26 protein-coding genes and 1 pseudogene are annotated in these 26,652 nt (G+C 70.5%); 12 read left to right on the plus strand and 15 right to left on the minus strand.

What is annotated here, in order from left to right:
• Nucleotides 1–159 precede the first annotated feature (159 nt).
• Nucleotides 160–948 carry an SDR family NAD(P)-dependent oxidoreductase gene (locus tag DXZ73_RS29090; RefSeq protein ID WP_116213981.1) on the minus strand — a complete coding sequence of 263 codons (789 nt, stop codon included), beginning with the start codon at nucleotides 946–948 and terminating at the stop codon, nucleotides 160–162.
• Between the two features lie 178 nt (nucleotides 949–1,126).
• On the opposite strand from DXZ73_RS29090, the gene DXZ73_RS29095 reads away from it, so the two are divergent.
• Entirely contained in the window at nucleotides 1,127–1,912 is a 786-nt protein-coding gene (locus DXZ73_RS29095) for an SDR family NAD(P)-dependent oxidoreductase (protein WP_116213982.1), read from the plus strand.
• Nucleotides 1,913–1,994: 82 nt separating this feature from the next.
• Here DXZ73_RS29095 and DXZ73_RS29100 read toward each other — a convergent pair whose 3' ends face one another.
• Together DXZ73_RS29100 and DXZ73_RS29105 are read right to left on the minus strand one after the other, a co-directional pair.
• The gene (locus DXZ73_RS29100) at nucleotides 1,995–3,167 is read right to left on the minus strand and encodes an acyltransferase family protein (RefSeq protein WP_240351531.1); all 1,173 of its coding nucleotides are present in this window, start codon (nucleotides 3,165–3,167) and stop codon (nucleotides 1,995–1,997) included.
• A 373-nt stretch (nucleotides 3,168–3,540) separates the two neighbouring features.
• Entirely contained in the window at nucleotides 3,541–3,993 is a 453-nt protein-coding gene (locus DXZ73_RS29105) for a MarR family winged helix-turn-helix transcriptional regulator (protein WP_116213984.1), read from the minus strand.
• 165 nt (nucleotides 3,994–4,158) lie between these two features.
• Here DXZ73_RS29105 and DXZ73_RS29110 point away from each other — a divergent pair, with 165 nt between their 5' ends.
• Entirely contained in the window at nucleotides 4,159–5,367 is a 1,209-nt protein-coding gene (locus DXZ73_RS29110; RefSeq protein ID WP_116213985.1) for an MFS transporter, read from the plus strand.
• Nucleotides 5,368–5,446: 79 nt separating this feature from the next.
• Entirely contained in the window at nucleotides 5,447–6,292 is an 846-nt protein-coding gene (locus tag DXZ73_RS29115; RefSeq protein WP_116213986.1) for an alpha/beta fold hydrolase, read from the plus strand.
• Here DXZ73_RS29115 and galU read toward each other — a convergent pair.
• The 3 genes and pseudogenes from galU to DXZ73_RS29130 form a co-directional block, all read right to left on the minus strand.
• A pseudogene (galU, locus tag DXZ73_RS29120) lies at nucleotides 6,283–7,176 on the minus strand (UTP--glucose-1-phosphate uridylyltransferase GalU); the annotation flags it as partial. The gene DXZ73_RS29115 and the pseudogene galU sit on opposite strands and share 10 nt — an antisense overlap.
• A gap of 119 nt (nucleotides 7,177–7,295) precedes the next feature.
• On the minus strand, nucleotides 7,296–8,249 hold the full coding sequence (locus DXZ73_RS29125) for a ParB/RepB/Spo0J family partition protein (RefSeq protein ID WP_240351532.1): 954 nt from the start codon (nucleotides 8,247–8,249) through the stop codon (nucleotides 7,296–7,298).
• A 362-nt stretch (nucleotides 8,250–8,611) separates the two neighbouring features.
• Nucleotides 8,612–9,583: a ScbA/BarX family gamma-butyrolactone biosynthesis protein gene (locus DXZ73_RS29130; protein ID WP_162890370.1), complete on the minus strand. Its 972-nt coding sequence runs from the start codon at nucleotides 9,581–9,583 to the stop codon at nucleotides 8,612–8,614.
• Between the two features lie 116 nt (nucleotides 9,584–9,699).
• On the opposite strand from DXZ73_RS29130, the gene DXZ73_RS29135 reads away from it, so the two are divergent.
• From DXZ73_RS29135 to DXZ73_RS29165, 7 genes are all read left to right on the plus strand, one after another.
• Complete coding sequence (locus DXZ73_RS29135; RefSeq protein ID WP_240351533.1) at nucleotides 9,700–10,314, plus strand: ScbR family autoregulator-binding transcription factor; 615 nt, start codon at nucleotides 9,700–9,702, stop codon at nucleotides 10,312–10,314.
• Nucleotides 10,311–11,282, plus strand: a complete 972-nt coding sequence (locus DXZ73_RS29140; protein ID WP_116213991.1) for an NAD-dependent epimerase/dehydratase family protein — start codon at nucleotides 10,311–10,313, stop codon at nucleotides 11,280–11,282. The genes DXZ73_RS29135 and DXZ73_RS29140 overlap by 4 nt, the downstream gene beginning before the upstream one ends.
• 82 nt (nucleotides 11,283–11,364) lie before the next feature.
• Nucleotides 11,365–12,201 carry a carbohydrate ABC transporter permease gene (locus DXZ73_RS29145; RefSeq protein WP_116213992.1) on the plus strand — a complete coding sequence of 279 codons (837 nt, stop codon included), beginning with the start codon at nucleotides 11,365–11,367 and terminating at the stop codon, nucleotides 12,199–12,201.
• Between the two features lie 273 nt (nucleotides 12,202–12,474).
• Nucleotides 12,475–13,473 carry an AraC family transcriptional regulator gene (locus DXZ73_RS29150; protein WP_240351534.1) on the plus strand — a complete coding sequence of 333 codons (999 nt, stop codon included), beginning with the start codon at nucleotides 12,475–12,477 and terminating at the stop codon, nucleotides 13,471–13,473.
• A gap of 493 nt (nucleotides 13,474–13,966) precedes the next feature.
• The gene (locus tag DXZ73_RS29155; RefSeq protein ID WP_116213993.1) at nucleotides 13,967–14,764 is read left to right on the plus strand and encodes an ABC transporter ATP-binding protein; all 798 of its coding nucleotides are present in this window, start codon (nucleotides 13,967–13,969) and stop codon (nucleotides 14,762–14,764) included.
• Nucleotides 14,765–14,820: 56 nt separating this feature from the next.
• Complete coding sequence (locus DXZ73_RS29160) at nucleotides 14,821–17,352, plus strand: ABC transporter permease (protein WP_116213994.1); 2,532 nt, start codon at nucleotides 14,821–14,823, stop codon at nucleotides 17,350–17,352.
• 245 nt (nucleotides 17,353–17,597) lie between these two features.
• Complete coding sequence (locus DXZ73_RS29165) at nucleotides 17,598–19,097, plus strand: MFS transporter (RefSeq protein ID WP_240351535.1); 1,500 nt, start codon at nucleotides 17,598–17,600, stop codon at nucleotides 19,095–19,097.
• A gap of 151 nt (nucleotides 19,098–19,248) precedes the next feature.
• Here DXZ73_RS29165 and DXZ73_RS29170 read toward each other — a convergent pair whose 3' ends face one another.
• The 8 genes from DXZ73_RS29170 to DXZ73_RS29195 all read right to left on the minus strand — a co-directional run bounded on the left by DXZ73_RS29170 (nucleotide 19,249) and on the right by DXZ73_RS29195 (nucleotide 24,615).
• Nucleotides 19,249–19,749, minus strand: a complete 501-nt coding sequence (locus tag DXZ73_RS29170) for a DUF6624 domain-containing protein (RefSeq protein ID WP_116213995.1) — start codon at nucleotides 19,747–19,749, stop codon at nucleotides 19,249–19,251.
• Nucleotides 19,750–19,767: 18 nt separating this feature from the next.
• Nucleotides 19,768–20,298, minus strand: a complete 531-nt coding sequence (locus DXZ73_RS29175) for a GNAT family N-acetyltransferase (RefSeq protein WP_116215932.1) — start codon at nucleotides 20,296–20,298, stop codon at nucleotides 19,768–19,770.
• A 68-nt stretch (nucleotides 20,299–20,366) separates the two neighbouring features.
• A complete protein-coding gene (locus tag DXZ73_RS29180) occupies nucleotides 20,367–21,932 on the minus strand; it encodes an asparagine synthase-related protein (protein ID WP_116213996.1) in 1,566 nt (521 codons plus the stop codon).
• A gap of 76 nt (nucleotides 21,933–22,008) precedes the next feature.
• Nucleotides 22,009–22,170: a hypothetical protein gene (locus DXZ73_RS38435; protein WP_162890371.1), complete on the minus strand. Its 162-nt coding sequence runs from the start codon at nucleotides 22,168–22,170 to the stop codon at nucleotides 22,009–22,011.
• Between the two features lie 159 nt (nucleotides 22,171–22,329).
• Nucleotides 22,330–22,593: a DUF6255 family natural product biosynthesis protein gene (locus tag DXZ73_RS40655; protein WP_425315876.1), complete on the minus strand. Its 264-nt coding sequence runs from the start codon at nucleotides 22,591–22,593 to the stop codon at nucleotides 22,330–22,332.
• On the minus strand, nucleotides 22,590–22,790 hold the full coding sequence (locus DXZ73_RS29185; protein ID WP_116213997.1) for a hypothetical protein: 201 nt from the start codon (nucleotides 22,788–22,790) through the stop codon (nucleotides 22,590–22,592). The genes DXZ73_RS40655 and DXZ73_RS29185 overlap by 4 nt, the downstream gene beginning before the upstream one ends.
• Complete coding sequence (locus tag DXZ73_RS29190; RefSeq protein WP_162890372.1) at nucleotides 22,787–23,215, minus strand: hypothetical protein; 429 nt, start codon at nucleotides 23,213–23,215, stop codon at nucleotides 22,787–22,789. Before DXZ73_RS29190 ends, DXZ73_RS29185 begins: the two co-directional genes overlap by 4 nt.
• A gap of 167 nt (nucleotides 23,216–23,382) precedes the next feature.
• Nucleotides 23,383–24,615 carry a helix-turn-helix domain-containing protein gene (locus tag DXZ73_RS29195; protein ID WP_116213999.1) on the minus strand — a complete coding sequence of 411 codons (1,233 nt, stop codon included), beginning with the start codon at nucleotides 24,613–24,615 and terminating at the stop codon, nucleotides 23,383–23,385.
• A gap of 211 nt (nucleotides 24,616–24,826) precedes the next feature.
• Here DXZ73_RS29195 and DXZ73_RS29200 point away from each other — a divergent pair, with 211 nt between their 5' ends.
• Together DXZ73_RS29200 and DXZ73_RS29205 are read left to right on the plus strand one after the other, a co-directional pair.
• On the plus strand, nucleotides 24,827–25,315 hold the full coding sequence (locus DXZ73_RS29200) for an SAM-dependent methyltransferase (protein WP_116214000.1): 489 nt from the start codon (nucleotides 24,827–24,829) through the stop codon (nucleotides 25,313–25,315).
• 5 nt (nucleotides 25,316–25,320) lie between these two features.
• A complete protein-coding gene (locus DXZ73_RS29205) occupies nucleotides 25,321–25,791 on the plus strand; it encodes an NUDIX hydrolase (RefSeq protein ID WP_116214001.1) in 471 nt (156 codons plus the stop codon).
• A gap of 9 nt (nucleotides 25,792–25,800) precedes the next feature.
• Here DXZ73_RS29205 and DXZ73_RS29210 read toward each other — a convergent pair whose 3' ends face one another.
• Nucleotides 25,801–26,592: an SDR family NAD(P)-dependent oxidoreductase gene (locus tag DXZ73_RS29210; protein WP_116214002.1), complete on the minus strand. Its 792-nt coding sequence runs from the start codon at nucleotides 26,590–26,592 to the stop codon at nucleotides 25,801–25,803.
• Between the last annotated feature and the right edge of the window lie 60 nt (nucleotides 26,593–26,652).

Raw genomic sequence — 26,652 nt, forward strand, 5'->3', positions numbered from 1 at the left:
TTCGCGTGCCCGCTGCCCGGGCGGCCGGCGATGCGCACGACGGGAGCGGGCCGGACGCCGATGTCCGCACCGGAATTCAGCGGGGCCGCCGCAGTGTCCCGGGGGCCTTTCGCGGTACGACGAAAGATAGCAACCGGGCACCGGCGAGACAACGGATGCTCAGACGACCGGGGTTACGCCCCCGTCGACCGTGATGTCGGCGCCGGAGACGAATGCCGAGACATCCGCGGCGAGATGGACCACGAGCGCGGCGACCTCCGCCGCTGTGCCGAGGCGGCCCGCCGGGATGCCGTTCATCTCGACGTAACGCGCGATGGCCGTCTCCCGGTCGGTGCCGAACTCCTGGGCCAGGGAATCCGCGAGGCCGCCGGGTCGGTCGTATATCGGGGTACGGATGAAGCCGGGGGAGACGACGTTGGAACGGATCCCGCGCGCGGTGAACTCCCGTGACAATGCCTTGGACAGCATGATCACCGCCGCCTTGGAGACACTGTAGTCGGGCAGCCTCGGGTTGGGCATGCGTCCCGCCTCGGAGGCCGTGTGCGCCAGGACGCCGCGGCCGCGCGCGAGCATGTGCGGCAGCACCGCGCGGCTCATGCGGACGTAGCCCAGCAGGTTCAACTCGACGGTGGCGGCCCACTCCTCGTCGGTGACCCCGAGGAATCCCTGCTCGCGGACGGCGGCGGCGCCCGCGTTGTTGTGCAGCACGTCGATCCTGCCGAAGCGCTCGACCGCCGCCTCGGTGAGCCTTTGTGCACCTTCCGGCGAGCGCAGGTCGACCTTCACGGGCAGCACCCGTTCGCCGTCGAGTCCGGCCAGCGCGCCGGGGTCGAGGTCGCCGCCGACCACGAGGGCGCCCTCGGCGAGGAACGCCTGCGCGGAGGCGAGGCCGATCCCCGCCCCGGCCCCGGTGACGACGACCACGCGATCGGTCAGCCCGTAATCCAATGCAAACACCTCTGATCGGGAAGAAGTTCGGAGCGGGGGAAATCCAACGGCTTCCACGAGCCGTGCGTGCGCGCCCCACGAGTCCCGTCATTTTGTCTTGCGGAGCAGCCGAGTTGTCCAGCGGGCGGTAATGTCACAGGCGAATTTTCCTTCTCTTCTTTCTGACCGGAGGATTGTCTTGCTCATCGACCTCACCGGCCGTACGGCGCTGGTCACCGGATCCACCGCGGGAATTGGTCTGGCCATTGCCGAAGGGCTGCACGCATCGGGTGCCACGGTCATCCTCAACGGACGTACGGACGAGCGGGTGGCGGCCGCGGCGGAGAAGTTCGGCACGAGTGAACGAGTGCGGGGGGTGGCGGCCGACATCGGTACGGCGGAGGGCTGCCGCGCCGTCGTGGAGGCGGAACCGGAGGTGGACATTCTGGTGAACAACGCCGGGGTGTTCTCCCCGCAGCCGCTCTTCGAGATTCCCGATGACGAATGGGAGCGGTTCTTCGCCGTCAACGTCATGAGCGGAATTCGGCTCTCGCGGCACTACGTGCCCGCGATGACGAAGCGGCAGTGGGGCCGCACCGTCTTCGTCTCCAGCGAGTCCGCGGTGCAGATCCCGCCGGAGATGGTCCACTACGGCACGACCAAGACCGCGCAGCTCGCGGTGGCGCGGGGGATGGCCGAGGCGGTCCGCGGGACCGGGGTGACCGTCAACAGCGTGCTGCCCGGCCCGACGGCGAGCGAGGGCGTCGAGCGGTTCGTCCGGGAGATGGTCGGCGACGAGATCGAGTCGATGGAGGAGGCCGGCCGGATCTTCGTCGAGCGGGAGCGGCCGACCTCGCTGCTGGGCCGGCTGGCATCGGCGGAGGAAGTGGCCAACCTGGTCGTGTACTTGTGCTCGGACCAGGCGGCGGCCACCACCGGCGCGGCCCTGCGGGTCGACGGAGGGGTGCTCCGCGGCGTGCTGTGACCCGGCGGCCCCGCAATGACGTAAGAGCAGTGCCCGCACGGCCGAGAGCCGTGCGGGCACTGCTGTGTTCCGGGAGAGGCCGTCAGCGCGCCGGCTCCGGCTCCCGGGACTCGGCCGTACGGGCGGGCGGGAGCGGCCCCTTCGGCCTCGCGCGTCCCCAGCGCCGCATCACGGGGCGCTCGACGCAGGCGTACAGCAGCCAGCCGGTGAACTGGGCCAGCAGGAAGGCGCCCACCAGCACCCCGATGGCGGCGGGCGTCGTGAAGAGGCGCCCGTCGAGCAGCCGGCGCAGCTCCACCAGCACGATGTAGTGCGTGAGGTAGAAGGCGAAGGAGATCTCGCCGAGCCACACCATCGTCCGGCCGCGCAGCAGGGTGGGGCTCCCCTTGACGTCGGCGGCCGCCACCGCGGTGACCAGGAGCGCGAGCGGGACGACCGTGGCGACGTTGAGGCCGTACTGCCAGGGCACCACCAGGGCCAGCCCGTAGCCGGCCGCGGTCAGCGCGAACGCGGGGGCCAGGCCGAGCGGCAGCCAGCGGCCGGACAGCAGGATGCGGGCCATCAGCATGCCCAGGACGAACTCGAAGAGCCGCAGCGGCGGGATGTTGTAGGCCAGCCACCACTGCCACTCCGAGAGCGGCCATTCGGCGAGGCGCGGGGTGCCCGGCACCAGGAAGTCCACGGCGAGCTGGCACACGACCAGACCGGCCACCGTGGCCGCCGCCCACCACCACAGCCGGTGCGCGGGGATCTTGCGCACCAGTCCCCACAGCACGGGGAACAGCAGGTAGAACAGCAGCTCGCTGCAGAGGGACCAGCTGGGCTGGTTGACGCTGACGAAGGTGTCGAGGTCGGGGATCCATGAGTGCAGCAGCAGGAGGTTGGGGAGCCAGACGGCCGGTCCCGTGGTGGACGCGGCGAACAGCACCATCGTCAGCGCCCAGGTCACCACGTGGTTCGGATAGATCTTCAGCAGCCGTCTGCGGTAGAAGCCGCCGAGGGAGTCCCTGGGGCGCGCGGACCAGGCGAGGACGAAGCCGCTGAGGATGAAGAAGAAGGACACCCCCACCCAGCCCGCCTTGGCGAAGGCCCGCGCGTAGCCGTGGGCGACGCCGTCGTCCTCGAAGACCCTCAGCATCTTGGGCAGTGAGGTGTGGAAGCAGAAGACGAGCGCGGCGGCGAAGAACCTCAGCCCCGTCAGCGAGGGCAGCTTCGGCGGGCGGGAGCCGGCCGCGGGCGTGGGGAGTTCTTGCACAGACATTCCTTCCGTGAAACGCGGTTGGCGGATGGCTGTCCCCGGAAGGCGGCCGAAGGCAAGGCGAGCGGGAGCGGCGGGCGGATGCCCGCGAGGGCCCACCGGAGGCGCGGGCCGAAGGGCGAGGGGATCGGGCAGGACGGCGCCGGGTGCCGGAAGCCCGACGGGAGGCGGGCCGGGGGCGCCGGTCGGGGCGGCGCCCGGGGACACGCGGCGCCCGGGGGCGCAGCCGGGCAGAACGTAACCCACGGAGTGAGGCCGCGGCCACGGTCGCCGTCGGCGGTGTGCAACCGGGGAGAGTCGCCGGTTGCACGGCATCCGGCGCCGGACGAGGCGGAGCGGCCCCGTCCGGCCCCGGACGCCGGTGGCCTCCTCAGCCGTGGAGCGGCCGGTGCGCGCCGTCGAGCGCGGCGACGAGGGGTGCCAGGGCGGAGTCGTCCGCGGCCCGGTCGAGCGCGGCGTCGAGCGTGCTGTCGTGCACGGGGCGCGCGATCCGCAGCAGTTCCCGGCCGGCCGCGGTCAGTTCGGTGACCACGCCGCGCCGGTCGGTCGTGCACACGGACCGGGCGAGCAGGCCGCGGCGCTCCAGCCGGTTGATCAGGCGGGTGGTGGCGCTGTGGCTGAGCGCCGCGGCGCTGCTGATCTGCTGCATCCGCAGGTGCCAGCCGCCCTGCCGGCCCAGGGTCTCCAGCACCGTGTACTCCACCACGGACAGCCCGTGTTGGCGCAGTGCCTTCTCCAAGGCGATCTCCAGCGCGCAGTGGAGTGCCATGAGGGTGCGCCACCCCTGGACCCGGATTTCGACGGCGTCATCGGCGGCGTACATGGCTGCCTCTCTGACTCATCGGACTCTCTGGCTCATCGGACAGATCGATCTCATCGGACAGTTCAACTGCGCACGCACACTACCGCCTTGCGCCTGTATGGCGCGCGTGCAAATGTTGCATGCGCCCAATAAGTGCGCACGCGCACAACTGAGGAGGGTTTCCCCATGCCACTCGCGCTGCTGGCGCTGGCGATCAGCGCCTTCGGCATCGGCACCACGGAGTTCGTGACCAACGGTCTCCTGCCCGAGGTCGCCGACGACCTCTCGGTGTCCATCCCCACTGCCGGGCTGCTCACCTCCGGTTACGCCATGGGCGTCGTCGTCGGCGCCCCGGTGCTCACCGCCATCACCACCCGGATGCGGCGCAAGCACCTGTTGATCGGCCTGATGGTGCTGTTCATCGCCGGCAACCTGGTCGCCGCCGTCGCGCCGAACTACGCGCTGCTGATGGGCGGCCGCATCATCTCCGCCCTGTGCCACGGCGCCTTCTTCGGCGTGGGTTCCGTGGTCGCCGCCAACCTGGTCAGCCCGCAGAAGAAGGCGGGCGCCATCTCCCTGATGTTCACCGGCCTGACGCTGGCGAACGTCCTGGGCATGCCCATGGGCACGCTGCTGGGGCAGCACTTCGGCTGGCGTTCGGCGTTCTGGGGCGTGGTCGCCCTCGGTGTGATCGGCCTGATCGGCATCGCCGTACTCGTGCCGAACCAGCCGAACGAGGAGGGCAGCGGCCTGCGCGGTGAGCTGGCCGCGTTCCGCAAGCCGCAGGTGTGGCTGGGGCTCGCGGTGACCGCCGTCGGCTTCAGCGGTCTGCTGGCGTCGTTCACCTACGTCGCGCCGATGATGACCGACGTCGCCGGGTTCTCCGACTCCAGCATCACCTGGCTGCTGATGCTGTACGGACTCGGTCTCGTCGTCGGCAACTACGCGGGCGGCAAGGCCGCCGACCGGGCGCTGACCGCCACGATCTTCACCCTGCTCATCGCGCTGGCCGTGGTGCTGACGGTCTTCACCTTCACCGCTCACGACAAGGTGGCGGCGGCGGTGACGCTCTTCGTGCTCGGCGGTGTGGGCTTCGGCACCATCCCGCCGTTGCAGACCCGTGTGATGCAACTGGCGGGCGGGCCGGCCACCTTGGTCTCCGCCGCCAACATCGCGGCGTTCAACCTCGGTGCGGCCGTGGGCGCCTGGCTCGGCGGTGTCACCATCGACGCCGGACTCGGGTACACCTCCCCGAACTGGGTCGGCGCCGTCATCACGACGTGCGGCATCGGGCTGGCCGTCGTCTCGGTCGGGCTGGAGCGCCGCAGGCGGGCGGGCGCACTGCCGTCCGTGACCGAGCAGCCGGTCGCTCCCGCCTCCGCACCCCAGCACTGAACCGTCCGGGTTCCCGCCGCCGCGCACGCGGCGGCGGGAACCCGGGGCGGCCAACGGACCGTACGCGAAAGGCCCTTTCATGCCCACAGTCACCGTTCCCGTCACCGGCGGCGTCAGCGAGGTCGAGTACCTCGTGACGGGTTCCGGGCCCGGTGTGGTGCTGGTGCACGGCACCGGCGCGAACCCCGGGGCGAATTTCGGCCCGCTCATCGAGGCGCTCCAGGACACCTTCACCGTCGTGGCACCCTTCCTGTCCGGCTCGGCGCGCACCACCGACCCGGGCGGCCCCCTGACGATGGACGACCTGGTGGCCCAGGTGCTGGCGGCGGCCGACGACGCCGGGCTCGGCTCCTACCACCTGGCCGGCCACTCCCTGGGGGCGGCCGTGGCCGCGGCCGCGGCCGGAGCCCGCCCCGACCGGGTCCGCTCGCTGCTGCTCCACGCGGGCTGGGTGACAACCGATCCGTGGCTCGCCTTCCAGTTCGACCTCTGGCAGCGGCTGCTGCGCGTCGATCCGGACCTGCTCGCCCGCGTGGTGCAGCTGACCGCGATGGGCCCGGGCACGCTGGCGGCCCTCGGCAGGGACGAGTTCGAGGAGACGGCCGCGGGTTTCACCGACCTCTTCGAGCAAGGGGACATGGCCCGGCAGGCCGCGCTCAACATGCGGATCGACATCTCCGCGCTCCTCCCGCGCATCACCGCTCCCGCGCTCGTGATCGCGGGCACGCACGACCGGATCGTTCCCCCGCACCACCAGCGCCGGCTCGCCGAGCTGATACCCCGCGCGACCTTCGTGGAACTCGACTGCGGGCACGGCCTCCCCTTCGAGAACCCTCAGCTGTTCGTCGACACGGCGCTGTCGTTCCTCAGCAGGGGCCAGGCCGAAGAGGTGACGGAGTCCGGCTCCACGGTCCGCAGTTCGTGATCGGCGTAGCCGAGCAGCCAGGCCCGGAAGTCCGGGCCGAGATCCTCGCGCTCGCAGGCGAGCCTGACGATGGCGCGCAGGTAGTCGGCGCGGTCGCCGGTGTCGTAGCGGCGGCCGGAGAACAGCACGCCGTGCACCGGCCCCCCGGCGCCCCGCGCCAGCTCGCGCAGGGCGTCGGTGAGCTGGACCTCGCCACCGAGCCCCGGCTCCGTCCTCCTCAGCACGTCGAACACCGCGGGTTCGAGCACATAGCGGCCGATCACCGCGAGATTGCTCGGGGCGGTGCCGGGCGCGGGCTTCTCGACGAGGTCGGTCACCCGCACCACGTCGCCCTCGCCGGTCGCGCGGATCGCGGCACAGCCGTACTGGCCGATCTGCGCGGCGGGCACCTCCATGAGCGCCACCACGCTGCCGCCGAACCGCTCCTGCACCTGCGTCATCCGGGCCAGCAGCGGGTCGCGCGGGTCGATGAGGTCGTCGCCGAGCAACACCGCGAAGGGCTCGTCGCCGACGTGCGGGGCGGCGCACAGCACCGCGTGGCCCAGCCCCCGGGGATCGCCCTGCCGCACGTAATGGATATCCGCGAGTCCGCTGGATTCGCGCACTTGCGCAAGCCTTTTGTCGTCGCGCTTGAGGGAAAGCGCGGCCTCCAGCTCGAAATTGCGGTCGAAATGGTCTTCCAGCGGGCGTTTGTTTCGCCCGGTCACCATCAGGATGTCTCCGAGACCGGCGGCGCAGGCCTCTTCCACGACGTACTGGATGGCGGGCTTGTCGACGACGGGGAGCATTTCCTTCGGCGTCGCCTTGGTGGCGGGCAGAAAGCGGGTGCCGAGCCCGGCGGCGGGTATGACGGCTTTCCTGATCCGAATGCGCGATCGACTCATGCCGCCACCATAATGAGATCTCGTTGCGGAGAAAACATTCATCGGAAAAGAAAGCGCGGCATTCCTGGTCCGGCCATTGTGCAACCGCGGAAATCCGCCGGTTGCACAATGGCCGGACCTCAGCCGGCGGCCGGTCTTTCCTCGAACCCGCGCCCCGGCTCCCGCAGGGCCGCCCGGGCGCGGGCCTGCGGGTACTGGGTGCGCTCCAGCCGGTCCAGCCGCTTCGCGAACTCGATCCAGGCGTTGGCGCATTCACGGGCGGCGTCCGAGAGCATGGGCATGCAGTGCCCGGGGAGACCGCTGATGAGCCCCTCCTGCTCCTCGACGAAGAGGGCGCGCGTATCCAGCAGGCGGAGCACGTTCCGGCCCGCTTCGGTGAAGCGGAGGGAAGGATCCTTGCGCAAGGTCCGCAGGATCGACTCGTAGTCCCGCTGCAAGGATCGCCGCGGCACGTCCTGCCGCACGGCATTCCTCGGCACGCCGCCCCAACCGGGCGGGGAGCCGGTGGCCCGCCGGGCGCCGCTCTCCCGGCGCCCCGCGGGTACGGGGTCGTCGCCGCGGCGCAGTCTGTCCCGTACGTCCCGGACCGTTCCCGGCGACACGCCCGCGAGCCCGGCGACTTCGCGCAGGGACGCACCCGGCTTCTCGGCGAGCACCTCGGCCGCCCGGCGGCGCCCCGCGGCGCCGTTCACCGGGCGTACGCGGCCGTCGTGGCCGACCCGGGTGAGCGGTTGGGGGAGCTCCCCGGCCCCGCGGCGCCGGATGGCGCCGACCGTCTTGGAGGAGAGCCCGGCGACCAGGGCGATGCGCCGGTCCGACCACTGCGGATGGGTGGTCATGATGCGGGCGGCGGCCCGTGAGCGCTCCTGCGCCGAGAGCGGCAGGCCGTGGCGGGTGTTCAGCCGGACGGCGAAGACGAAGGCGTCCTCGGCCGTGCCGTCGTAGAGCCGCGCCTCGATCTCGGTGTCACCGCGCAGAGCGGCGGCACGCAGGCGGTGCATGCCGTCGATCACGCGCATGGTGGGGCGGTGCACGACGATGGGCGGCAGCTCCGCGTCGCTCTCCGCGAGCATCCGCACATGCTCGGCGCTCTCCCCGCCACTCCGGGGTGAATCGGCCGGGAGCAGCAGGCCGATGGTGACCGTCTCCGTGACGGCCGAGGTTAATGAGTGGTCCTCCAGTACGTCCTCTACCGCCCGCCCCGTATCTTCTTCAGATACCCGAAGGTCGGCGACCGAACGTCCCACAATTCCCCCTAGTTTCTCGTGCCGTGGCATGGCATGGCGTCAACATCTCCCGGCCCGGCGCCGATGCCGGGGCGTGGACGTCGCTGTCCAGGAAAGGGTCGTCGCTCCGCGCGGACCGCTGCGCAACTCCCTGCTCTGCGAGCAGCGGCCGGCGGAGGGAAAAATCCCGACTGTCGATAAATTCCGGACTATCGCGCCGAAACGCAGGTGGCCGCCAGGACCGGCGCGCCGCGATGGGCGACAGTCGCCGCGAATCGCACCTCGCCGCCCTGTTCCGCCACGACGCGGGTGCGCAGGGATCCGTCCGCGGCCGTCTCGAGAGCCGTGGCACTCAGCAGACAGGGGGCGTCGAGCTCTACGTATCGGGTGAATTCGCAGTCGAGAGCGGTGATGTCGACCGGCAGGCCGCTGTCCGTCATGCGCGCGGCCTGGTGGGCGGCTTCGATGAGCAGGGTGCCGGGCGCGTGGTCCACCGGGTGGTCGAAGAAGACGGGGTGCGTCGTGACCACTCGGAGCTGCCACTGGTGCGCACCGGCGGGAGAGGAGCCGGCGGGGGAGAGGGCGACTTCTTCGGCGTCCCTCCGCCCGACGAGCTCGGGGGAAAGGGGGGCGGGCGCGGGCAGGGCCCGCAGCATGGCGTCCGTGGCATCGGCTTGCGCGCCGCGCAGCCGTTGGTAGACGCCCGGTGTCTGGACCGCGAAGTGCGTCTCGGCCGTGGCCAGCAGCACGTCGCCCCGCATCATGCGGAACGACATCGACAGGGCCGTGAGGCGTTCGCGTCGGAGGGCTATGTCGAAGCACTCCACATACAGGGACACGTCACCGTCGGGTAACTGAGTGTCATATGCATCATTCTGGATACGGTAAGAGAACCGCTGCCAGATGAGCTGATGCCCCAGCGGCACACTGTAGGCGACGTGACACAGGAGCGGGAAGGTCTGCCGGACGGTCTCGACGAACAGCAGCGGATCGGTGGACTCGCCGTGCCGGTGGCGGAGTTCGTGCCCCGCAGGCCGACGGGTGCCTATCAGGAAGGCGTGGGGACCCGTGCGGCACCAGGACGTGAGGCGGACCTCGGCCGGATCCGCCTTGTGGACGTAAGTCGGAGGTACGGACCCCGCCGCGGGACCGGCGGCAGGGGACTGCAGGGACGCGAACACGACTCCCCCTAGTTCTGCGCTGTGCCGAAGTGACGGAACAGCAGGTCGCATGTCGATAACATAGAGGGCGTTTTGTTTTGTTGTCCAGGAAGTTCAGGCCACGGATGGTGCGACCGATGCAGGAAAGAGCTGTACAGACACGCAAGTTGATCCTCCGCGCGGCTGCCGAGGCCTTCGACGAGTCCGGCTACCACGGCGCTCAGATCACCGGCATCCTGGGGCGGGCCGGCCTCACCCAGGGAGCGATGTACTTCCACTTCAAGTCGAAGGAGGACCTCGCCCGGACGGTCATGCTGGAGCAGGCCGCCGACCTGCGGCTGCCGGAGCGGCCGGCGGGGCTGAAGCAGCTGGTGGAGATCACCCTCGCGCTCGCGGTGGAGATGCAGCGCAACGTGCTCTTCCGGGCCGGCGTCCGGCTGGCCGTCGACCTCGAAGGACCGGCCGTCCGGGACTCCAGCATCTACCGCTGGTGGACCGACCGGTTCAACGACGAGCTCGTCGAGGCCCACCGCAAGGGCGAGTTGCTGCCGCACGTCGACGGGTGCGAGCTCGCCGAGATGCTGGTCGGCGCCTACACGGGCATCCAGCTCATGTCGCAGATCACCTCCGGCAGGAAGGACCTGCCACGCCGGATCACCTCGATCTGGCGGTACCTGCTGCCCGGGATCGCCACCCCCGAGGCCCTGGCCGGGATCACCCTCGCCGACGACGGCGCCCTGGAACGGCCGTGAGCGTCCGGCGCGTGGTGCTCACCGGGGCCACCGGGTTCATCGGCTCGAAGGTCGTGGACGCGCTGCGACGGCGGACGGCCGCCACGGACACCGTCCTGCGCGTCGTCGGGCGCAACGCCCCGCACCGGTCACCGGACGCGGGGACCACATGGGTCGCCGCGGACCTGACCGCCCCGGCGACCCTGACCGGGGTCTGCGACGGCGGGGACGTCCTCATCCACCTGGCCTCCCGTGTCAGCGGATCCCCCGAACTGTGCGCGGCGGTGAACGTGGACGGCACCGCCGCCCTCATGGCGGAGGCCGCGCGCGCGGGAGTCGGGCGCATCGTCTATCTGTCGACGGCGGCGGTGTACGGAAGGGGGCCGCACCGGGGCGTCGGCGTCGACGAGGTCGACCCCAGCCCCGCCTCACCGGCCAGCGCGACACGCCTGCTCGCCGAGCGTCTCGTCCTGGCGGCCGGCGGCACCGTCCTGCGGCCGGGCCTCGTCCTGGGCGCGGGGGACCGCTGGGTGGTGCCGGCCCTGGGCGAACTGCTGGTCCGCGTCCCCGCCCGCTGGGACGGCGGCGCCGCACTGTCGTCCGTGGTGGACGTCCACGACCTGGCCGGTCTGATCGTGGCGGCGGCGCTCGCGCCGGACCCGCTGCCCGCCGCGGCCTTCCACGCCTCCCACCCCGTGCCCGTGCGCAACCGGGACCTGATGGACGAACTGGCCGCGCACCGGATCCTGCCGCCCGTACCCCCGCGGGACTGGGCCTGGCAGCAGTGCCTGGACCGCCTCCGGGCCACGGACGGGCAGCTGGGCGAACGGCAGTTCACACTCCTGGCGCGTGACCACTGGTATCGCAGCGAGGACGTCTGGCTCCGGACGGGACACCGGCCCGGGCCGGGCCCGCTGGCACGGCTGGCGGACTCCGCCGGCTGGTACCGGGCCCACCTGGCGGCCGAGCCCGGCGGACCCCCGCGGTGAGCGGCATCCGGGCCGCCCCGCCCGGTCCCGGCGGAGCCGCCCCCGCGCTATCCTCCGACAGCCGTTCGCGTACGGAGGTGCCATGCCGCCGCTGCTCACCCGCCGCACCCGTCAACGACTCGCCGCCGACGCCGCGTTGCTCGCCGTCGCCCTCGCGTTCGCCGTACCACTCGTCTGGCTGATCCTGGCGTCCGTCGACGACGGGGCGGGGCTGCGGGTGCGGGCGCCCGAGAAGCCGACGCTGGGCAACTTCTCGGCGGTGATGAACGAGGAGATCACCTTCCGGCCGATGCTCAACAGCCTGCTCCTGTGCGGCGCGGCCACCGCGCTGACCATGGTCTGCGCGGCGCTCGCCGCCTATCCGCTGTCGCGCTTCCGGTCGCGCTTCAGCCGGCCGTACCTGCTGACCGTGCTGTTCACCACCTGCCTGCCGATCACCGCGGTCATGGTGCCGGTCTACGGGCTGTTCGTACGGATCGACCTCATCGACACCGTCTACGGCACCGCCCTGTTCATGGCAACCGCCCAACTGCCCTTCGCCATCTGGCTGATGAAGAACTTCATGGACGGTGTGCCGGCCGTCCTGGAGGAGGCCGCCTGGACGGACGGCGCGAGCAGGCTCCAGGCGCTGGTCAGGGTCATCCTGCCGCTGATGGGACCCGGGGTGGCCGTCGTGGCGATCTACAGCTTCATCATGCTCTGGGGCAACTTCTTCGTGCCCTTCATGCTGCTGCTCTCGCCCGAACAACTCCCGGCGTCCGTCAGCATCTTCACGTTCTTCGGGAACTACGACCAGGTGGCGTACGGGCAGCTCGCCGCGTTCTCGATCCTCTACTCGACGCCGGTGATCCTGCTCTACACGCTGATCTCCCGGCGCCTCGGCGGCGGCTTCGCGCTGGGCGGCGCCGTCAAGGGCTGATCCCTCAAGGGCCGGGGTGACAGGACGCAGAAGAACCCCGCCGTCTGTCCGCTGACGGCGGGGCACCCCCTCCGGTGGGGATCCGGCCCTGGATGTCCCCCGTGGATCCAGGGCCGCGCCCGCGCACGGCGCCGGGCCCTGTCCCGAAAGAGCTGTGGGGACGACCCCCGCCTTGACTGCGGACAAGCAGAACGGTACTAACGGGGCCACCTGTCGGCTACTCGTCAAACGCGGCTCCTGGCCGGAGAACGCGGGACTCCCGAGGAACGCCTGATGACCGAACCCGGAGTGGGGCCAGAGGCCCCCGGCAACATGCGCACGCTCGTACTCAGCAACGATCTCGACGAAACCCGCGAGATCATCAGCTCCGCCTACAGCCCCTACCAGCTCAGTGTGCTCGGCGACCCCGACGACTTCTCCGCGTGGTACGCCGAGGGCGGCTTCCCCGGTGTCACCGTCTCCGGCCTCCAGTACGGGGCCGAGACCCTGGTCGCGCCCCAGCCGCTCGACTCCTACCTCCTCGTCTGCAAGCTCGTCCGGGGCCGGGTGCGGGTGATCTCCCCCGGGCGGGAGGAGCAGGTCGTGGGGGCCGGCGAGACCTATGTGCTCGACCCCTACCGCCAGTTCCAGGTGCACTGGGCGCCCGGCGCGCGGATGACCACCGTCCGGCTCGCGCGGGAGACCGTGGAAGCGGCCGCGGCCGACGCGCTCGGCGTGGAGGGCCCGTTACGCGCCCGCTTCGGGCTCGGCGGCCCGATCTCCGCCGGGGCCGCCCGGAGCTGGGCCGGGATCTCCGCCGCCGTGCACCGCGAAGTGCTCGGCGAGGGCATCGCGCGCACCAGCCCGCTGATCGCCGCCCATCTGACCCAGACCACCGCCGCCCTGCTGATGGAGACCTACCGGCTGATCACCGACGGAGTGGACGCCCAGCGGCCGGGCGTCGTCGCGCACGGCGCGGTACGCCGGGCCATGGCCCTCGCGGAGGAGCGCCCCGACCGGCCGCTCACCCTCGCCGACCTCGCACTGGCGGCCCGCGTCAGCCCACGTGCCCTGCAGGAGGCGTTCCGCCGGCACCTGGGGACGACACCGCTCGGCTACCTCCGCGAGGTGCGGCTGGGGCGGGCACACGCGGATCTCATGGCGGGGCGTGGCAACCCGGACGTCACCGTGGCCCAGGTCGCCTGCCACTGGGGCTTCGCCAACCTGGGCCGCTTCGCGGGCCTGTACCGAGATCGGTACGGGGTGCCGCCGTCGCGTACGTTGCGTGGGTGAGCGCGCGCTGTCGCCTGCGGCGGGCTTGTTCCCCACCCCGCCCCTTCCCGAAACCGGGGAGACCCCGGACCCCCAGCGTCCTGCGGGCGCGTCCTCAATCGCCGGACGGGCTGAATTCAGCCCGTCCGGCGATTGAGGACAGCGCGCGAAGCGTGCTCCGGGGTCTGGGGCGAAGCCCCAGTTACGGGAAGGGGCGGGGTAGGGGAACAAAGCCCGCCGGGCCGCACCCGAGCACGAATCCAGGGCGCAGCCCCGGCCGCGGCGGAGCCGAGTATGAGACCCGCCCCGTAGGGGCCCCCATGCGCCCTGAGGATGACGCCGTACATCTCCGGTACTACGGCCGACAGGCCGCCTCGCCCTTTTGACCGGTACCCGATTCCGGCCGTACGGCTGAGGCCCGGCAACCCCCCGCCACCCAGACTTGGAGGAGTTGATTCCGGCCATTGCGGCCACCCCGAGCACCCATGAGAACGCCCCCTCCGGAGGAGCCCCCGTGTCGTCGCACCGAACCGCCACCCCCACCCGCGTGGCAGCCCGCGCCACCGGCCTGAGCAAGGTCTACGGCCACGGGGAGACGCAGGTGCGCGCCCTGGACGCGGTCTCCGTGGAGTTCCGCCGCGGCGAGTTCACCGCGATCATGGGCCCCTCCGGCTCCGGCAAGTCGACGCTGATGCACTGCATGGCGGGGCTCGACTCGGTCTCCTCCGGCTCCGCGCAGATCGGCGAGGCCGAGCTCGCGTCGCTCGACGACCGCCGGCTGACGAGGCTCCGCCGGGACAAGATCGGCTTCGTCTTCCAGGCGTTCAACCTCCTCCCGACGCTGACCGCGCTGGAGAACATCACCCTGCCCATGGACATCGCGGGCCGTAAGCCCGACGCCCAGTGGCTGAACATGGTCGTCGACACCGTCGGCCTCTCCGGGCGGCTCGCACACCGCCCGAGCCAGCTGTCCGGCGGCCAGCAGCAGCGCGTCGCCGTGGCCCGCGCGCTCGCCGCCCAGCCCGAGATCATCTTCGCGGACGAGCCGACCGGCAACCTCGACTCCCGCTCCGGTGCCGAACTCCTGGGCTTCCTGCACGAGTCCGTACGCGCGCTCCAGCAGACGATCGTCATGGTCACGCACGACCCGGTCGCCGCGTCCTACGCCGACCGCGTGATCTTCCTCGCCGACGGCCGCATCGTCGACGAGATGCGCGAGCCCACGGCGGACGCGGTGCTGGACCGGATGCGCCGTCTTCCCGGGGGAAACCCCCGGACCCCCGAATTCGAAGCCAAGGGCCGTACGAGCTGAGATCCGGCTCCCAACGCTCCGTACGCCACCACTTCCGCTCCGGACCAGGACCGACCATGTTCCGTACCGCCCTGCGCAACCTCCTCGCGCACAAAACCCGGCTGATGATGACCGCGCTCGCGGTCCTCCTCGGCACCGCCTTCGTCTCCGGCACGCTCGTCTTCAGCGACTCCGTCGGCAGCGCGTTCCGCAACAAGACGGCCAAGAGCCTCGACGACGTCGCCGTCTCCGTGACCCCCGGCCGCCCCAGCACCGACTCCAAGGACGGCGTCCTCGACGCGCGGGTGGTCGACAAGGTCCGCGCGCTGCCCGGCGTCACCTCCGTACGCCCCTCGGTGGGCGGCGCCGCAACCGTCGCGGACAGGAACAACGACCCCGCGGGCAGCCAGTGGGGCAGCTCCGGCGCCAACTACGTGCCCGGCGAGGACGGCAAGGACAGCCGCTACCCGCTGAAGTCCGGCCGCGGCCCCGCCTCCGCCGACGAGATCGCCCTCGACACCCGCACCGCGGAGAAGACCGGCGCGAAGCTCGGCGACACCGTGCGGCTCGCGATCGACGGACCGGTCATGACCAAGACCCTGGTCGGCACCGTCGGGACGGACGACCCGCGGGTCGGCGCGGGCGGCAGCCTCGCGCTCTTCGACACCGCCACCGCGCAGAAGCTCTTCGGCAAGCCCGGCGAGTTCGGCGAACTCGTCGTCTCCGCCGCGCCCGGCACCGACCAGAACGCGCTGACCCGCCAGGTCGAGGCCGCGCTGCCCGACGGCTTCGAGGCCCAGAGCGGCAAGCAGCTGGCCGCCGAGCAGGCCAAGGCCATCGACAAGGAGACCGGCTCGATCCGGAACACCCTCCTCGTCTTCGCCGGGATCTCGCTCTTCGTCGGCGTCTTCATCATCGCCAACACCTTCACCATGCTCATCGCCCAGCGCACCCGGGAGATCGCGCTGCTGCGCGCCGTGGGCGCCTCCCGCCGGCAGGTCGTACGGTCCGTGCTCGTCGAAGCGGGACTGCTCGGCCTGGTCGCCTCGGCCATCGGCTTCGTCCTCGGCCTCGGCATGGCCGTCGGCCTGCGGTCGGTGCTCGACGCCGGCGGCGCCGAACTCCCCGACGGGCCCCTCGTCGTCGAGCCCACCGCCGCCGCGTCCGCCCTCGCCGTCGGCGTCCTGGTGACCGTCGTCGCCGCCTGGCTGCCCTCCCGCAAGGCCGCCCGGATCGCCCCCGTCGAGGCCCTCGCCTCCGTCGACCAGGCACCCGCGCCCCGCGGCCTCGTCGTACGCAACTCCATCGGCGCCGTCCTCACCGGCCTCGGCGTCGCGATCATGCTGTACGTGACGACGTTGCGCGACAGCGGCGGGCTGACCGCCGCCATGGCGGGCTCCGCGCTCACCCTCGCGGGCGTCATCGTGCTCGCCCCGCTGCTCTCCCGCCCCTTCGTCACCCTCTTCGGCAAGGTGACCGGCCGGATGACCGGCGTCAGCGGCAGGCTCGCCAAGGAGAACGCGCTGCGCAACCCGCGCCGCACCGCCGCGACCGCCTCCGCGCTGATGATCGGCCTCACCCTGATCACGGGCCTCACCGTGGCCGCGGTCTCCGCGAACCAGGGCGTGGACCGGATGGGGCAGCAGGACCTCACCGCCGACTACAAGGTCAGCTCCACCAGCTACCTCGGCCTCTCGCCCGACGTCGCCAAGAAGCTCGCCGGACAGCCCGGCGTCGCAGCCGCCGTCCCCGTCCGCATGATCGGCTTCCAGACGAACGGCGAGCCCACCGGCGTCCAGGCCACCGACCTCGCCGCCCTCGGCAAGGTCACCGACCTGCGCGTCACCAGCGGCTCCCTCACCGGCGTCCGGGGCGCCGACTCCGTCGCCGTCGCCGAGCCGTACGCCCGCAAGCACGGCCTGAAGATCGGCTCCACCGTGCCGATGGACTTCTACGACGGGCAGAAGGCGAAGCCGCGCGTCGCCGCCGTCTACGCCAAGAACGACGTCCTCGTCGACGTCCTCGGCACCCCCGCCCTCGTCGACCCCCACCTGGACCGCGTCCGCGACGACGCGGTCTACCTCAAGGCCGCCCCCGGCCAGGCGGGCAAGCTGCCCGCCGAGATCAAGAAGACCATGGGCGGCAACCCCATCATCAAGGTCGAGAGCCAGGACGACCTGCGCCGCGAGTCCGCGGGCAGCATCGACTCCGTCCTCTACCTGATGTACGGACTCCTCGGCATGGCCGTCGTCATCGCCGTCATCGGCGTCGTCAACACCCTCGCCATGTCCGTCTTCGAGCGCACCCGCGAGATCGGCATGCTCCGCGCGATCGGACTCGCCCGCACGGGCGTCAAGCAGATGGTCCGCCTGGAGTCCGTGATGATCGCGATGTTCGGCGCGGTGCTGGGCGTCGGGGTCGGCATCTTCCTGGCCTGGTCCGGCGGCCACCTGCTCCGCTCGTCCTTCCCCGAGTACGAAATGGTCGTCCCCTGGGCGCGGATCGGGATCTTCCTGCTGCTGGCACTGGCGGTGGGCGTCCTGGCGGCGGTGTGGCCGGCGCGGCGGGCTTCGCGTCTGGATGTTCTGACGTCGATCGGGACGCAGTAGTTCGTGGCTTCCGGCTTCTGGCTTCCGGCTTCCGCCGGACGGGCTCGAGCTCGCGCTTTCGGGCGCGGGTCTCTGGCCCGTCCGGCGTTTTCCGGGCCTCTGTTACCTTGGTCGGGTAGTGACGCGCGAAATTACGTTGCCCGGTATTGGTTAGTCCGGGCGGGGCCCGCGCTCTCATGCACACCAGATCCTGGTAGTGCCCGGTGCGTCTCTTTCTCTCACGAGCCTTTGAGAAAGGGACTGTTGTGCCTGAATTCCGTGTGGACGGCGTCTGCGCCACCACCACTCCTGAACCGCCGGTCGAACCGGTCTCACCCGCGCCGTACCGATGGCGTTGGGTCGCCCTGTGGGTGCTGCTGGCCGCCGAGGCCATGGACATGCTGGACGCTCTGGTCGCCAATGTCGCGGCGCCGTCGATCCGGGCCGACCTGGGCGGCGGCGCGAGCATGACGCAGTGGCTCGGCGCGGCCTATGCCCTGGCCATGGCGGTCGGACTGGTCACCGGTGGGCGGCTCGGCGACATCATGGGCCGGAAGCGGATGTTCCTCATCGGTGCGTCCTGTTTCACTGTCGCGTCGATGCTGTGCGCGGTGTCCGTCTCGTCCGGGATGCTGATCGGTGCCCGGGGCCTGCAGGGCCTGTTCGGCGCGGTGATGATCCCGCAGGGCCTCGGCATCATCAAGGAGATGTTCGACGGCAAGGAACTGGGCCGGGCTTTCGGGATGTTCGGGCCGGTGATGGGCCTGTCCACAGTGGGCGGTCCGATCCTGGCCGGCGCGCTGATCGACGCCGACCTCTTCGGCACCGGCTGGCGCATGATCTTCGCTGTCAACCTCCCGCTCGGCCTGCTCGCCCTGCTCGGCGGGTGGAAATTCCTGCCCGAATCCCGCTATGCCGCCCCGCCACGCCTGGACCTCCCCGGCGTCGCTCTGGCCTCGCTCGGCGCGCTGCTGGTGATCTTCCCACTGGTGCAGGGCCGCGAACTGGGCTGGCCCGCTTGGACGTTCGCGTCGCTGGCCGCCGGGGTCGCCGTGTGCGTGGCCTTCGGCCGGTACGAGTCGCGCAAGGCGAAGGCGGGCGGGGACCCGCTGGTGGTGCCCGCGCTGTTCCGTAAGCGCGCCTTCTCCGGCGGCCTGGTGGTGGGCGCGGTCGTCTTCGCCGCACTGACGGGCTTCTCGCTGGTCCTCAGCCTGTTCCTGCAGGCAGGGCTCGGTTGCCCGCCGCTGAAGGCGGGGCTGGGCAGTCTGCCCTGGTCGCTGGGCATGGTGCTCGGCTTCGTCGTCATCCAGGCCACGGAGAAGCACGGCATCGTCGAAAGACTGGGCCGCAAGGTCATCCAGGTCGGCACGGCCGTCATGGCCCTGGGCCTCGGCGCGCTCGCCCTCACCCTGTACGTGGCCGGTACGGAGGTGACCATCTGGCGAACGGCTCCGGCGCTGGTCGTCGCCGGCCTCGGAATCGGCCTGGTCATGGGCCCGTTCTTCGACACGGTCCTCTCCGCCGTCGAACCCCACGAGACCGGCACGGCCTCCGGCACCCTCACCGCCGCCCAGCAACTCGGCAGCGCACTCGGCTCCGCGGTACTCGGCACCGTGTTCTACTCCGCCCTCGGCGACCAGGGCACGACCGCCCTCGGCTACGCCCGCACCATGCAGCTCACCCTCGGAGCCGGCGCCGGCCTGCTGGCCCTGGCCTTCCTGGCTTCCTTCCTGCTGCCCCGCCCTGGTGGCCTGCAGGAACACTGATCCGGGCAAGGAGGTCTTCCGGCAACTCGCTGCCGGAGGACCTCAGCCCGCGGGCGGCATCGGTGGCGCCAGGGGTCGCGGTCGATGTGCTGAGTGTCGTGCTCTTCGGGCGCGGGCCTCGGGCCCATCGGGCGTTTTCCGCCCGTCCGCTTCAGAGTTCGCGCATCCGCGCGTCGTACTCCGCGTGCGGCCCCAGCCCGTACGCGGCACGATGCTCATCGAGCCGTTCCGGGTCCTCGATCGGACGGGGCTCGCCGTTCCGGTACTGCGTACCGAACCGCTGCTTCTCTCCGCGATTGACCAGGCACCTGTCTGTCAGCAGGGCAAGATGTCCGCGCTCGGCCTCCTCCGACTCGACCGCGGCCGTCAGGAGTACGAGTGCACGCTCCTGGAGCTCGCGGTGTTCGTCGGCGTGCTGGCAGATGATCCACGCTGCCGTGGCTCCCTCCTTGCCGACGAGGGAGTGCCCGGGCCAGGTACCGAGCGCGTCGAGCACTCCGGTGAACCAGGCACAGTTCTCGCCGTCCGCCGCACGCATCGCGTCGATGTCCGCTTCGACGTTGCCGTCTTCGCGGACTCCTCGGGCGTTCTGATCGACGGCCATCCGCCGAAGCAGCTCATCGGTGAGTAGGGGCAGTTCCGGGTCGGTCATGGGTCAAGTCCTCTTCCGTCAGTGGGGGACGTGCTCCAGAGCCTTGAACTTCTGCCCTAGGTCAACAATCGGCTCGGCGCGGCGGGCCATCAGGTACACACGGGAGTTGGTGCGTTGCACCTCGTGCACCAGCGTGAACCCTTGCGTCTCGTAGTAGTTCACGAGTCCGCGGAAGTGACAGCCGCGCCGCACCCACTCCTTGCCTTCGCGGGCGGCGCGGTCCACGGCCCACAGGGCGATCACCGTGCCGGGCCTCCGCCGACGGTAGGCCGGGTCGGTCACCGTCGTGTACAGGTAATCGGCGGGTTCGCTCAGCTCGTGCTCGGTCCACCCCCACGGGGGAGTCTGCCCCTGCACGGTGGTGCACCCGATGATCCGGCCGCTGTCCTCTTCTAGGACCCACATGTCGCCATCGCTGTTCTCCGTCTGACCGACGAGGTCGGCGACGCTCTCCCGCCAGCTCGGGATGCCTCGGGCGTCCATCCACGCGCAGCGAGCGAGAATCAGGTTCTCGACGGCGGGGGCATCGGTGGCTGTTGCGAGACGCATGGCGAACACATCGGCTCCTGTCGGTCGAGCGCGGGTGGCGAGGGCGGAGGCCCCCGCCACCACATTGGTTACACGAAGGCGAGGGCTGCGAAGTGGAGGTCGAGGACTTCCAGGAGCTGGGCGTCACCGTCCTCCCGGTAAGGCCCTTCGGACAGTCGCACGACGGCATTCCGCAATCCGTCAGGGTCCACCAGTTGCTCTTCGAAGAGAGGTGACCCTTCATGGAGCATCTTGGCGAACAGCGGTCGGGCATGTGTCGTCAGGGAGTGCTGGACGACTTCGGCGAAGGACTCTCTTTGCCGGGACTCGGTGACGTCCGGGCTGAGACCGAGGGAGGCGAGACGACGGCGCTGGAGCTGCTTCAGCTCGCGCCAGTCCATCGGCAGCCATTCGCCGAGCTGGACCATACCCGGGGCGGCGAAAGGATGGACGGGCCAGATCCCCGCCTTCATCAGGACGGGTGCCGTGGTCTCCAACGACAGCAGCGTCATGCAATTGGCGGGAGCCGGTGGTGCGATGCCGTCGTCCGCGTATTCCAGCGCGGCCCGCGCCCGAGGCCCGATCCAGGGTAGCCCGTCGCTGAGCTCGCCCATGGACTTGTGGGGGTACTCGTCCTGCGACAGCGCCACCATCTCGTCGCCGCCGAGCCCGGTGACGACCGCCTGGGCCCCGTGCTCGGCCAGAACTTCGGCCAGTCGGGTGAACGGGTGGTGCAGAGGCTCCTCGTACGGGCTGATCCGTTCGCCTCGCACACGGGCGCACCCAGGCATAAGGGGCGCGTAGTCCATGGCATCGATCAAGTGGTCCTGCTCGGCGAACGGCAGGGCCTTGAGGATCTCCGTGCGTCGTCGGACCTGGTGTGCGCGCCCCGGTCCCCAGATCAGAAGGGCCGCGGTGGAAAACCTGCCGGGGCAGCGCTCCGCGAGTCGGGTGCCCACGGTGCCGGAGTCGAAGCCACCCGTCAGGTGAAGCACCGTCTCCACCTCGTCGAGCGGCCGGAGGTCGAGGGCATCGTCGATCGCGTCCACGAACGCCCCGAGCACGTCGGCATCCGGCGTGAGTTCGCGCGGTCCGCCGTGAAGCGCGGGCTCCGGGTACCGCAGGTACAGGTGACCGCCGAACGTCGCCGTCGAACGCTCGGTGACCCGCTGGATGCCCCGGAATACGGTCTCTGTGCCGTACCGAGGCCGGTAGATCAGAAGGCGGGCGACCTCGCGGGGGCTGAGGCCGGCGGCGTGGCCGGTGAGGTCGGCCATGTCCCATGAGCCGTACAGGCTCGTGTCGTCGTGTGCGACGTAGAGGGGTGCGATCCCGCAGGGTCCGTTGGTGACACGGCACGGGAGCCCGGGGGCCGTCTCCACGAGCACATAGTCCGCGGGCCACTGCTCGGCCAGGGCGCGGGCTTTGTCGTACTCCCCGGGGGTGGTGCTGTGGAGCGCCGACTGCGCGGTTGGCCTGCCCGCGACGCGCTCACGCACGACGAGCAGCGTACGGGTGCCGTCGGTCACGGCGGCCTGTTCGAGCATCGGGTGCCCGAACGGCATGATCTCGCTGGTGCCGTCAGCTGTGGTGTAGCGGCAGCCGTTCCACGTCCAGGCCGTGTTCGTGTACGGGGTGAGGCGCAACTTGATCAAGGTGTTCCCTCCCTCGGGGATAAGCCCGAGGGGCACGGCGTTCGGACCGGACCGTGCCCCTCGAACCTGGACGTGATCAGGTAGCTGTCGTGTCGTATGTCTTGGCCCCGTCCGAAGAGCCCGAGGTCTTCTTGTACTCGTAGGACTCGCTCGGCGTCTGAACACGTCGGTGCGCCTTCGTCGTGAACAGCTTCTCGAAGCTGCGGGCGCGTTTCGGCGGCGGTGCGAATTCGTTCACTGTGCTCCTCCTCGTGCTCTTCGGCGCAGGGGCATTCCCCACGCTGTCGTGCCCTTGCCGACCTGCCCGGCTACCGCGACCGTTCTCCAACAGCGAGGGCAGGAGTCTTGTGGCAGCTGTGTTGGACGACTTGACCGCCGATGCTCGCCCCGGTCATGGTCAGTCCGGCTGTCGCATCCGTTCTCCTGGCGTGCCGATGCGCGGCCTCCCCCACGGCGTCTCGGGTGCGCTGTCGGGCAGGGGCATTCTGAGTGAGACGTAAGCCGTGTGGCGTTGCGCCCCGCATCCCGTGCACCGATCGATGCCGTGCGAACTCGTCCAGCCCCTTGCGTGGACACATCGACGAATCACGAGCCGCCCTGCGGCGATGCGGGTCGCGGCGGCCGTATCGCGCGCCGATCGCGCCGGGGCGAGGGCCGTCACGAGTGGACCAACCGCTTGTGGCGGGCGAATTCGAGGTCCAGGGCCTTCGCTTCCGCGTGGTGACCGAGGGCTGCGGACCCGTAGTACCTGGTGCGGAGTTCGGCGCACCGCAAGCACCACTGATTCAGGCGCACGACTGCGGGGTGCCCCTGCCCGTCGTGGCTTTCCGGCGCCCTGCCGACCGTGCTCGATCTCACTGGCTTGCTCCCTCGGTGCTGGTCTCCGCGCCCTGAACCGTCTGCGTCAAGGGGTACAGCGCAAAAGCGGGGACGCCGAGCAGCCATTCACGGAAGCGGGCCTTGTCAGCTGAGTGAAGGGCGATCTCGTCCTCGTCGGGTGCGACCAAGCCCTGAACCTCGCGGCCCTCCAGAAGTCGCTCGGCTTCCGGCCAAGCCTTCCGGTCGGCACGAGCGGAAGCCGTGGAGTCGACGTCGTACAGCGCGGCGCGCACAACCCAATCCCGTGCCGCGGCCACCCTGCGGAGCGCTGCCATCTTCTCCGCGGCGTCACGGCAATCGCTCACGCACGCGTACAACACCACCGGGACGCGTTCACCCCAGTGGCCATGCGCGACGTTCGCGAGGTTACGGCGGCGCTGGAGATCACTGCCTGTTCTCGTCATAGCGATAACCGTGCCGCGACACGGCGCAGCGGTACAGAAACGAGGCGGACGACTTCGTGAACTCCCTCGGTTGTAACTCGCCTCTGCTGTACGAGCGTTGATGGTTCAACCGAGCCGGGTCGTCCGCCACGTACCAGCGGTGTGGATTTCGATCCCGTACTGTCCGGTTACAGGGCGGTCCTCCTGGTCGCAGGCGAGAAGCCGTCAATCCCGGGGCGTACGCCGATCAGCTTGGACACGCGGCGCAGGCGCGCGGTGGAAGCGCGATCGACCTTCTGCACGATGACGCCCGGCAGGGCCTGGTGCCGAGCCCACTGGGGAGCTTCGGTCAGCGCCTTCTCGAGGACGTCGAGGGACGCGTCCCACATCTTTGCGTCGGCCATCGCCATGGCCTTGTCCATGGCATACCGGTTACGAGCCGCTTCGGTGAGTTGGGAGGTGTCCGTGATGGCATCAGCCAGCGCGAGAGCTTTCCCTGTCTCCCCCAAAGCCACGTTGATTCCGACTGCTTGCGTGGTTGCCGTCACCGGACCGAACAGCGTTCCGTGGGCTCGGTGTTCGTTTCCCATCCGCGCCCCCGTGGCGTGCGACTGGGACAGGAAAGCCGCCGCTCGGTCCTTGTCTCCCATCCGGGAGGCAACAACGGCGGCGAAATTCACGTGCGAGCCATAGACCGTGAGCTGTTCGGGAGTCGCCTTGGAGAACCGGGGCTCGATGTCGACTGCGGCCTTCTCGGCGAGAGCGAGGGCGGCAGGCAGCCGTGCGTCACGCAGGTAGACCCAGGAACGCCCCGAGGCCACCAGCGCGGGGCGTAGCCCGTCGGCCGAACTCTCGGCAGCTGACTGCGCGTGCCCAATAGCCGCGTAGGCGAGATCCCTCGCACCCACCAGATTTGCGACGTAGGCCGCGAGTCGGTAGGCGTCGGCCAGAAGGCCCCACGCCTCGGCCTGCTCGCCGACAGGCTGAATGTGAAGGTGGGCTGCTGCTTGGGCGACGAGGGGTGCGGTGATCGCTCCGGCCTCGCTGTAGTGACCCTTCCAGTAGAGGTTCCAGCAACGGTCGATCGCATCCTGAAGCCCGGCTTCGGCTGGGGCCTCGATGCTGTCCGGGAGGAGGCCGGCGGCCGTGTCGTGCACAGCCTGTGACAGCGCCCGGAGCATCATGCGGTCATCTCGCCGCATGGCCCGCCGGGGCGCTTGCTGTCCGAGGATGACGGAGGTGTCGACGCTGAGCGCATCGGCGATCGCCATCAAGGTGGGAAGGGTGAACTGCTTGTCCTGTTCGGCCTTCTGGATGGTGACGATGGACAGGCCCGTCATCTCCGCGAGGTCGGACTGGCGTACGTCCTCGCCCCGTAGGATCTTGATGCGCTGCCCGTTGGTGTAGTCGCTCCACTGCATAGTCGAGTCAACTCCGTTCTGGAACCTGGAACGTCGCCTGTTCTTGAACGGTACCTGTGGTCGCCTGTCCGGTGAGTCAAAGCCTGCTCTGTGGCACGGTGTCCCCATGACCCGCGGCGACCCGAAGCCTCCGTACCCAACTCCACTTGCCGTCGCAGCAGTCCTGGCACGAATTCGAACAGCCCATGACCCGATCGAGAGGACAGGCCGTATGACTGACATGACAGGTCAGGGCATTCAAATCGTCCCCGTCGCCCACGTCGTCGGCGGGCGCGTGGAACCCACCGACGACTACTGGGGCGGTGCGCAAGCGATCATCCGTATCGACGGCGACCGTTTCCCTCCGCAGGCCACGCAAGGGCTCGACGAGTTCTCCCACCTTGAGATCGTCTTCCACTTCCACCTCACGGACCCGTCCGACCTGAATCTCGCCGCGCGCCGCCCGCGCGACAACCCGGACTGGCCGGAAGTCGGCACCTTCGGGCACCGGAACATGCGCCGCTTCAATCGGCTCGGGGTGTCGCGGTGCCGCCTGCTCAAGGTCGACGGGCTCGATCTGCACGTCGAGGATCTCGACGCTGTGGACGGCACGCCGGTGATCGACATCAAGCCCTGGTTCGAGGAAATGGGGCCGAGGGGCGAGGTGCGTCAGCCGGCGTGGACGGGCGAGATGCTCGGCGACTACTTCGCGACAAGCTGACCACCGTGTCCCGCACAGACCACTACGACGACCCCCGCGCCCCCGCCCCCAACTCCCTCGTCGTCGCGGCGGCTGCCGTCGTCACGGATGAGCACGGGCGCGTGCTCCTGCAGCGGCGGGCCGACAGTGGGCTGTGGGCGTTGCCCGGTGGTGGCATGGAGATGACCGATTCGCTGCCCGGCGCGGCCGTGCGAGAGGTCAAGGAGGAGACCGGGCTCGACGTTGAGATCACGGGGCTCGTCGGTACGTACACCGATCCTCGGAATGTCATCGCGTACAGCGACGGCGAAGTGCGCCGGCAGTTCGCCGTCGTCTTCACCGCGCGGATCGTCGGCGGCGCGCTCGCCCTCTCCGACGAGTCGACAGAACTCCGCTTCGTCGCCCCGCACGAGCTGGACGCCCTGCCCATGCATCACACCCAGCGGCTGAGGCTCCAGCACTACCGGGAGCAGCGCGCGCAGGCGTACTTGGGGTGACGCATCGCGTCAGCGCTTGTCGCGCTGGCCCTTCGCGAGTTGTTCGGACGTCTTGTCGGCGCCGATGCGGCGTTGGACCGCGGCGGACAGGCCCGGGGCGGCGCTGCCGAAGAGGGCGGCCAGGCGCAGGTTCAGTGGGGCCACGTCCACCTCGGCGAGGTTCTTCTCGATGGCCCGTACGGTCGCGCGCGCCACGTCCTCGGGGGAGCGGGTGCCGACTCCGCGGGGCAGGGGCGCGCCGGAGTCGGCGAACATGCCCGCGTCCCTGATGAAGCCGGGGAAGACGGTCGAGACGCCGACGCCGTGGGGCCGCATGTCCTCGCGGAGTGCGAGGGCGAAGCCGCGCATCCCGAACTTGGTGGCGTTGTAGAGGGACGCCTGCCCGGACGCGGTCTTGCCGGAGAGCGAGGAGATGAAGACCAGGTGACCGCGGCGGCGGGCGGCCATGCGTTCCCCGGCCAGCTTCGCCATCACGATGGGCGCACGGAGGTTGACGTCGAGCGCGCGGTCGATCTCGCCGATGGAGAAGTCGGCCAGCAGGCCCGTCGCGGGCAGCGCGGCGTTGGCCACGAGCACGTCGATCTCGCCCGCCGCCTCCAGCAGTTCCTCGACCGCGCCCCGGTCGGCCAGGTCGGCGGGGACGGCCCGGCCGCCCAGCTTCTCGGCCAGCGGCTCCAGCAGGTCCGTACGGCGCCCGGTGAGCACCACCTCGCCACCTCGGGCGGCCAGGGCCACGGCCAGCGCCTGCCCGATCCCGCCGGTGGCACCCGTGATCAATACCTTCGCTCCGCGCAGATCCATCCCGCGATGATCCCGCTGTACCTGCCGACAAGCCAGCATATTCACCGGGCGAATCCAGGG

Source organism: Streptoverticillium olivoreticuli subsp. olivoreticuli (assembly GCF_003391135.1).
Classification (GTDB): domain Bacteria; phylum Actinomycetota; class Actinomycetes; order Streptomycetales; family Streptomycetaceae; genus Streptomyces; species Streptomyces blastmyceticus.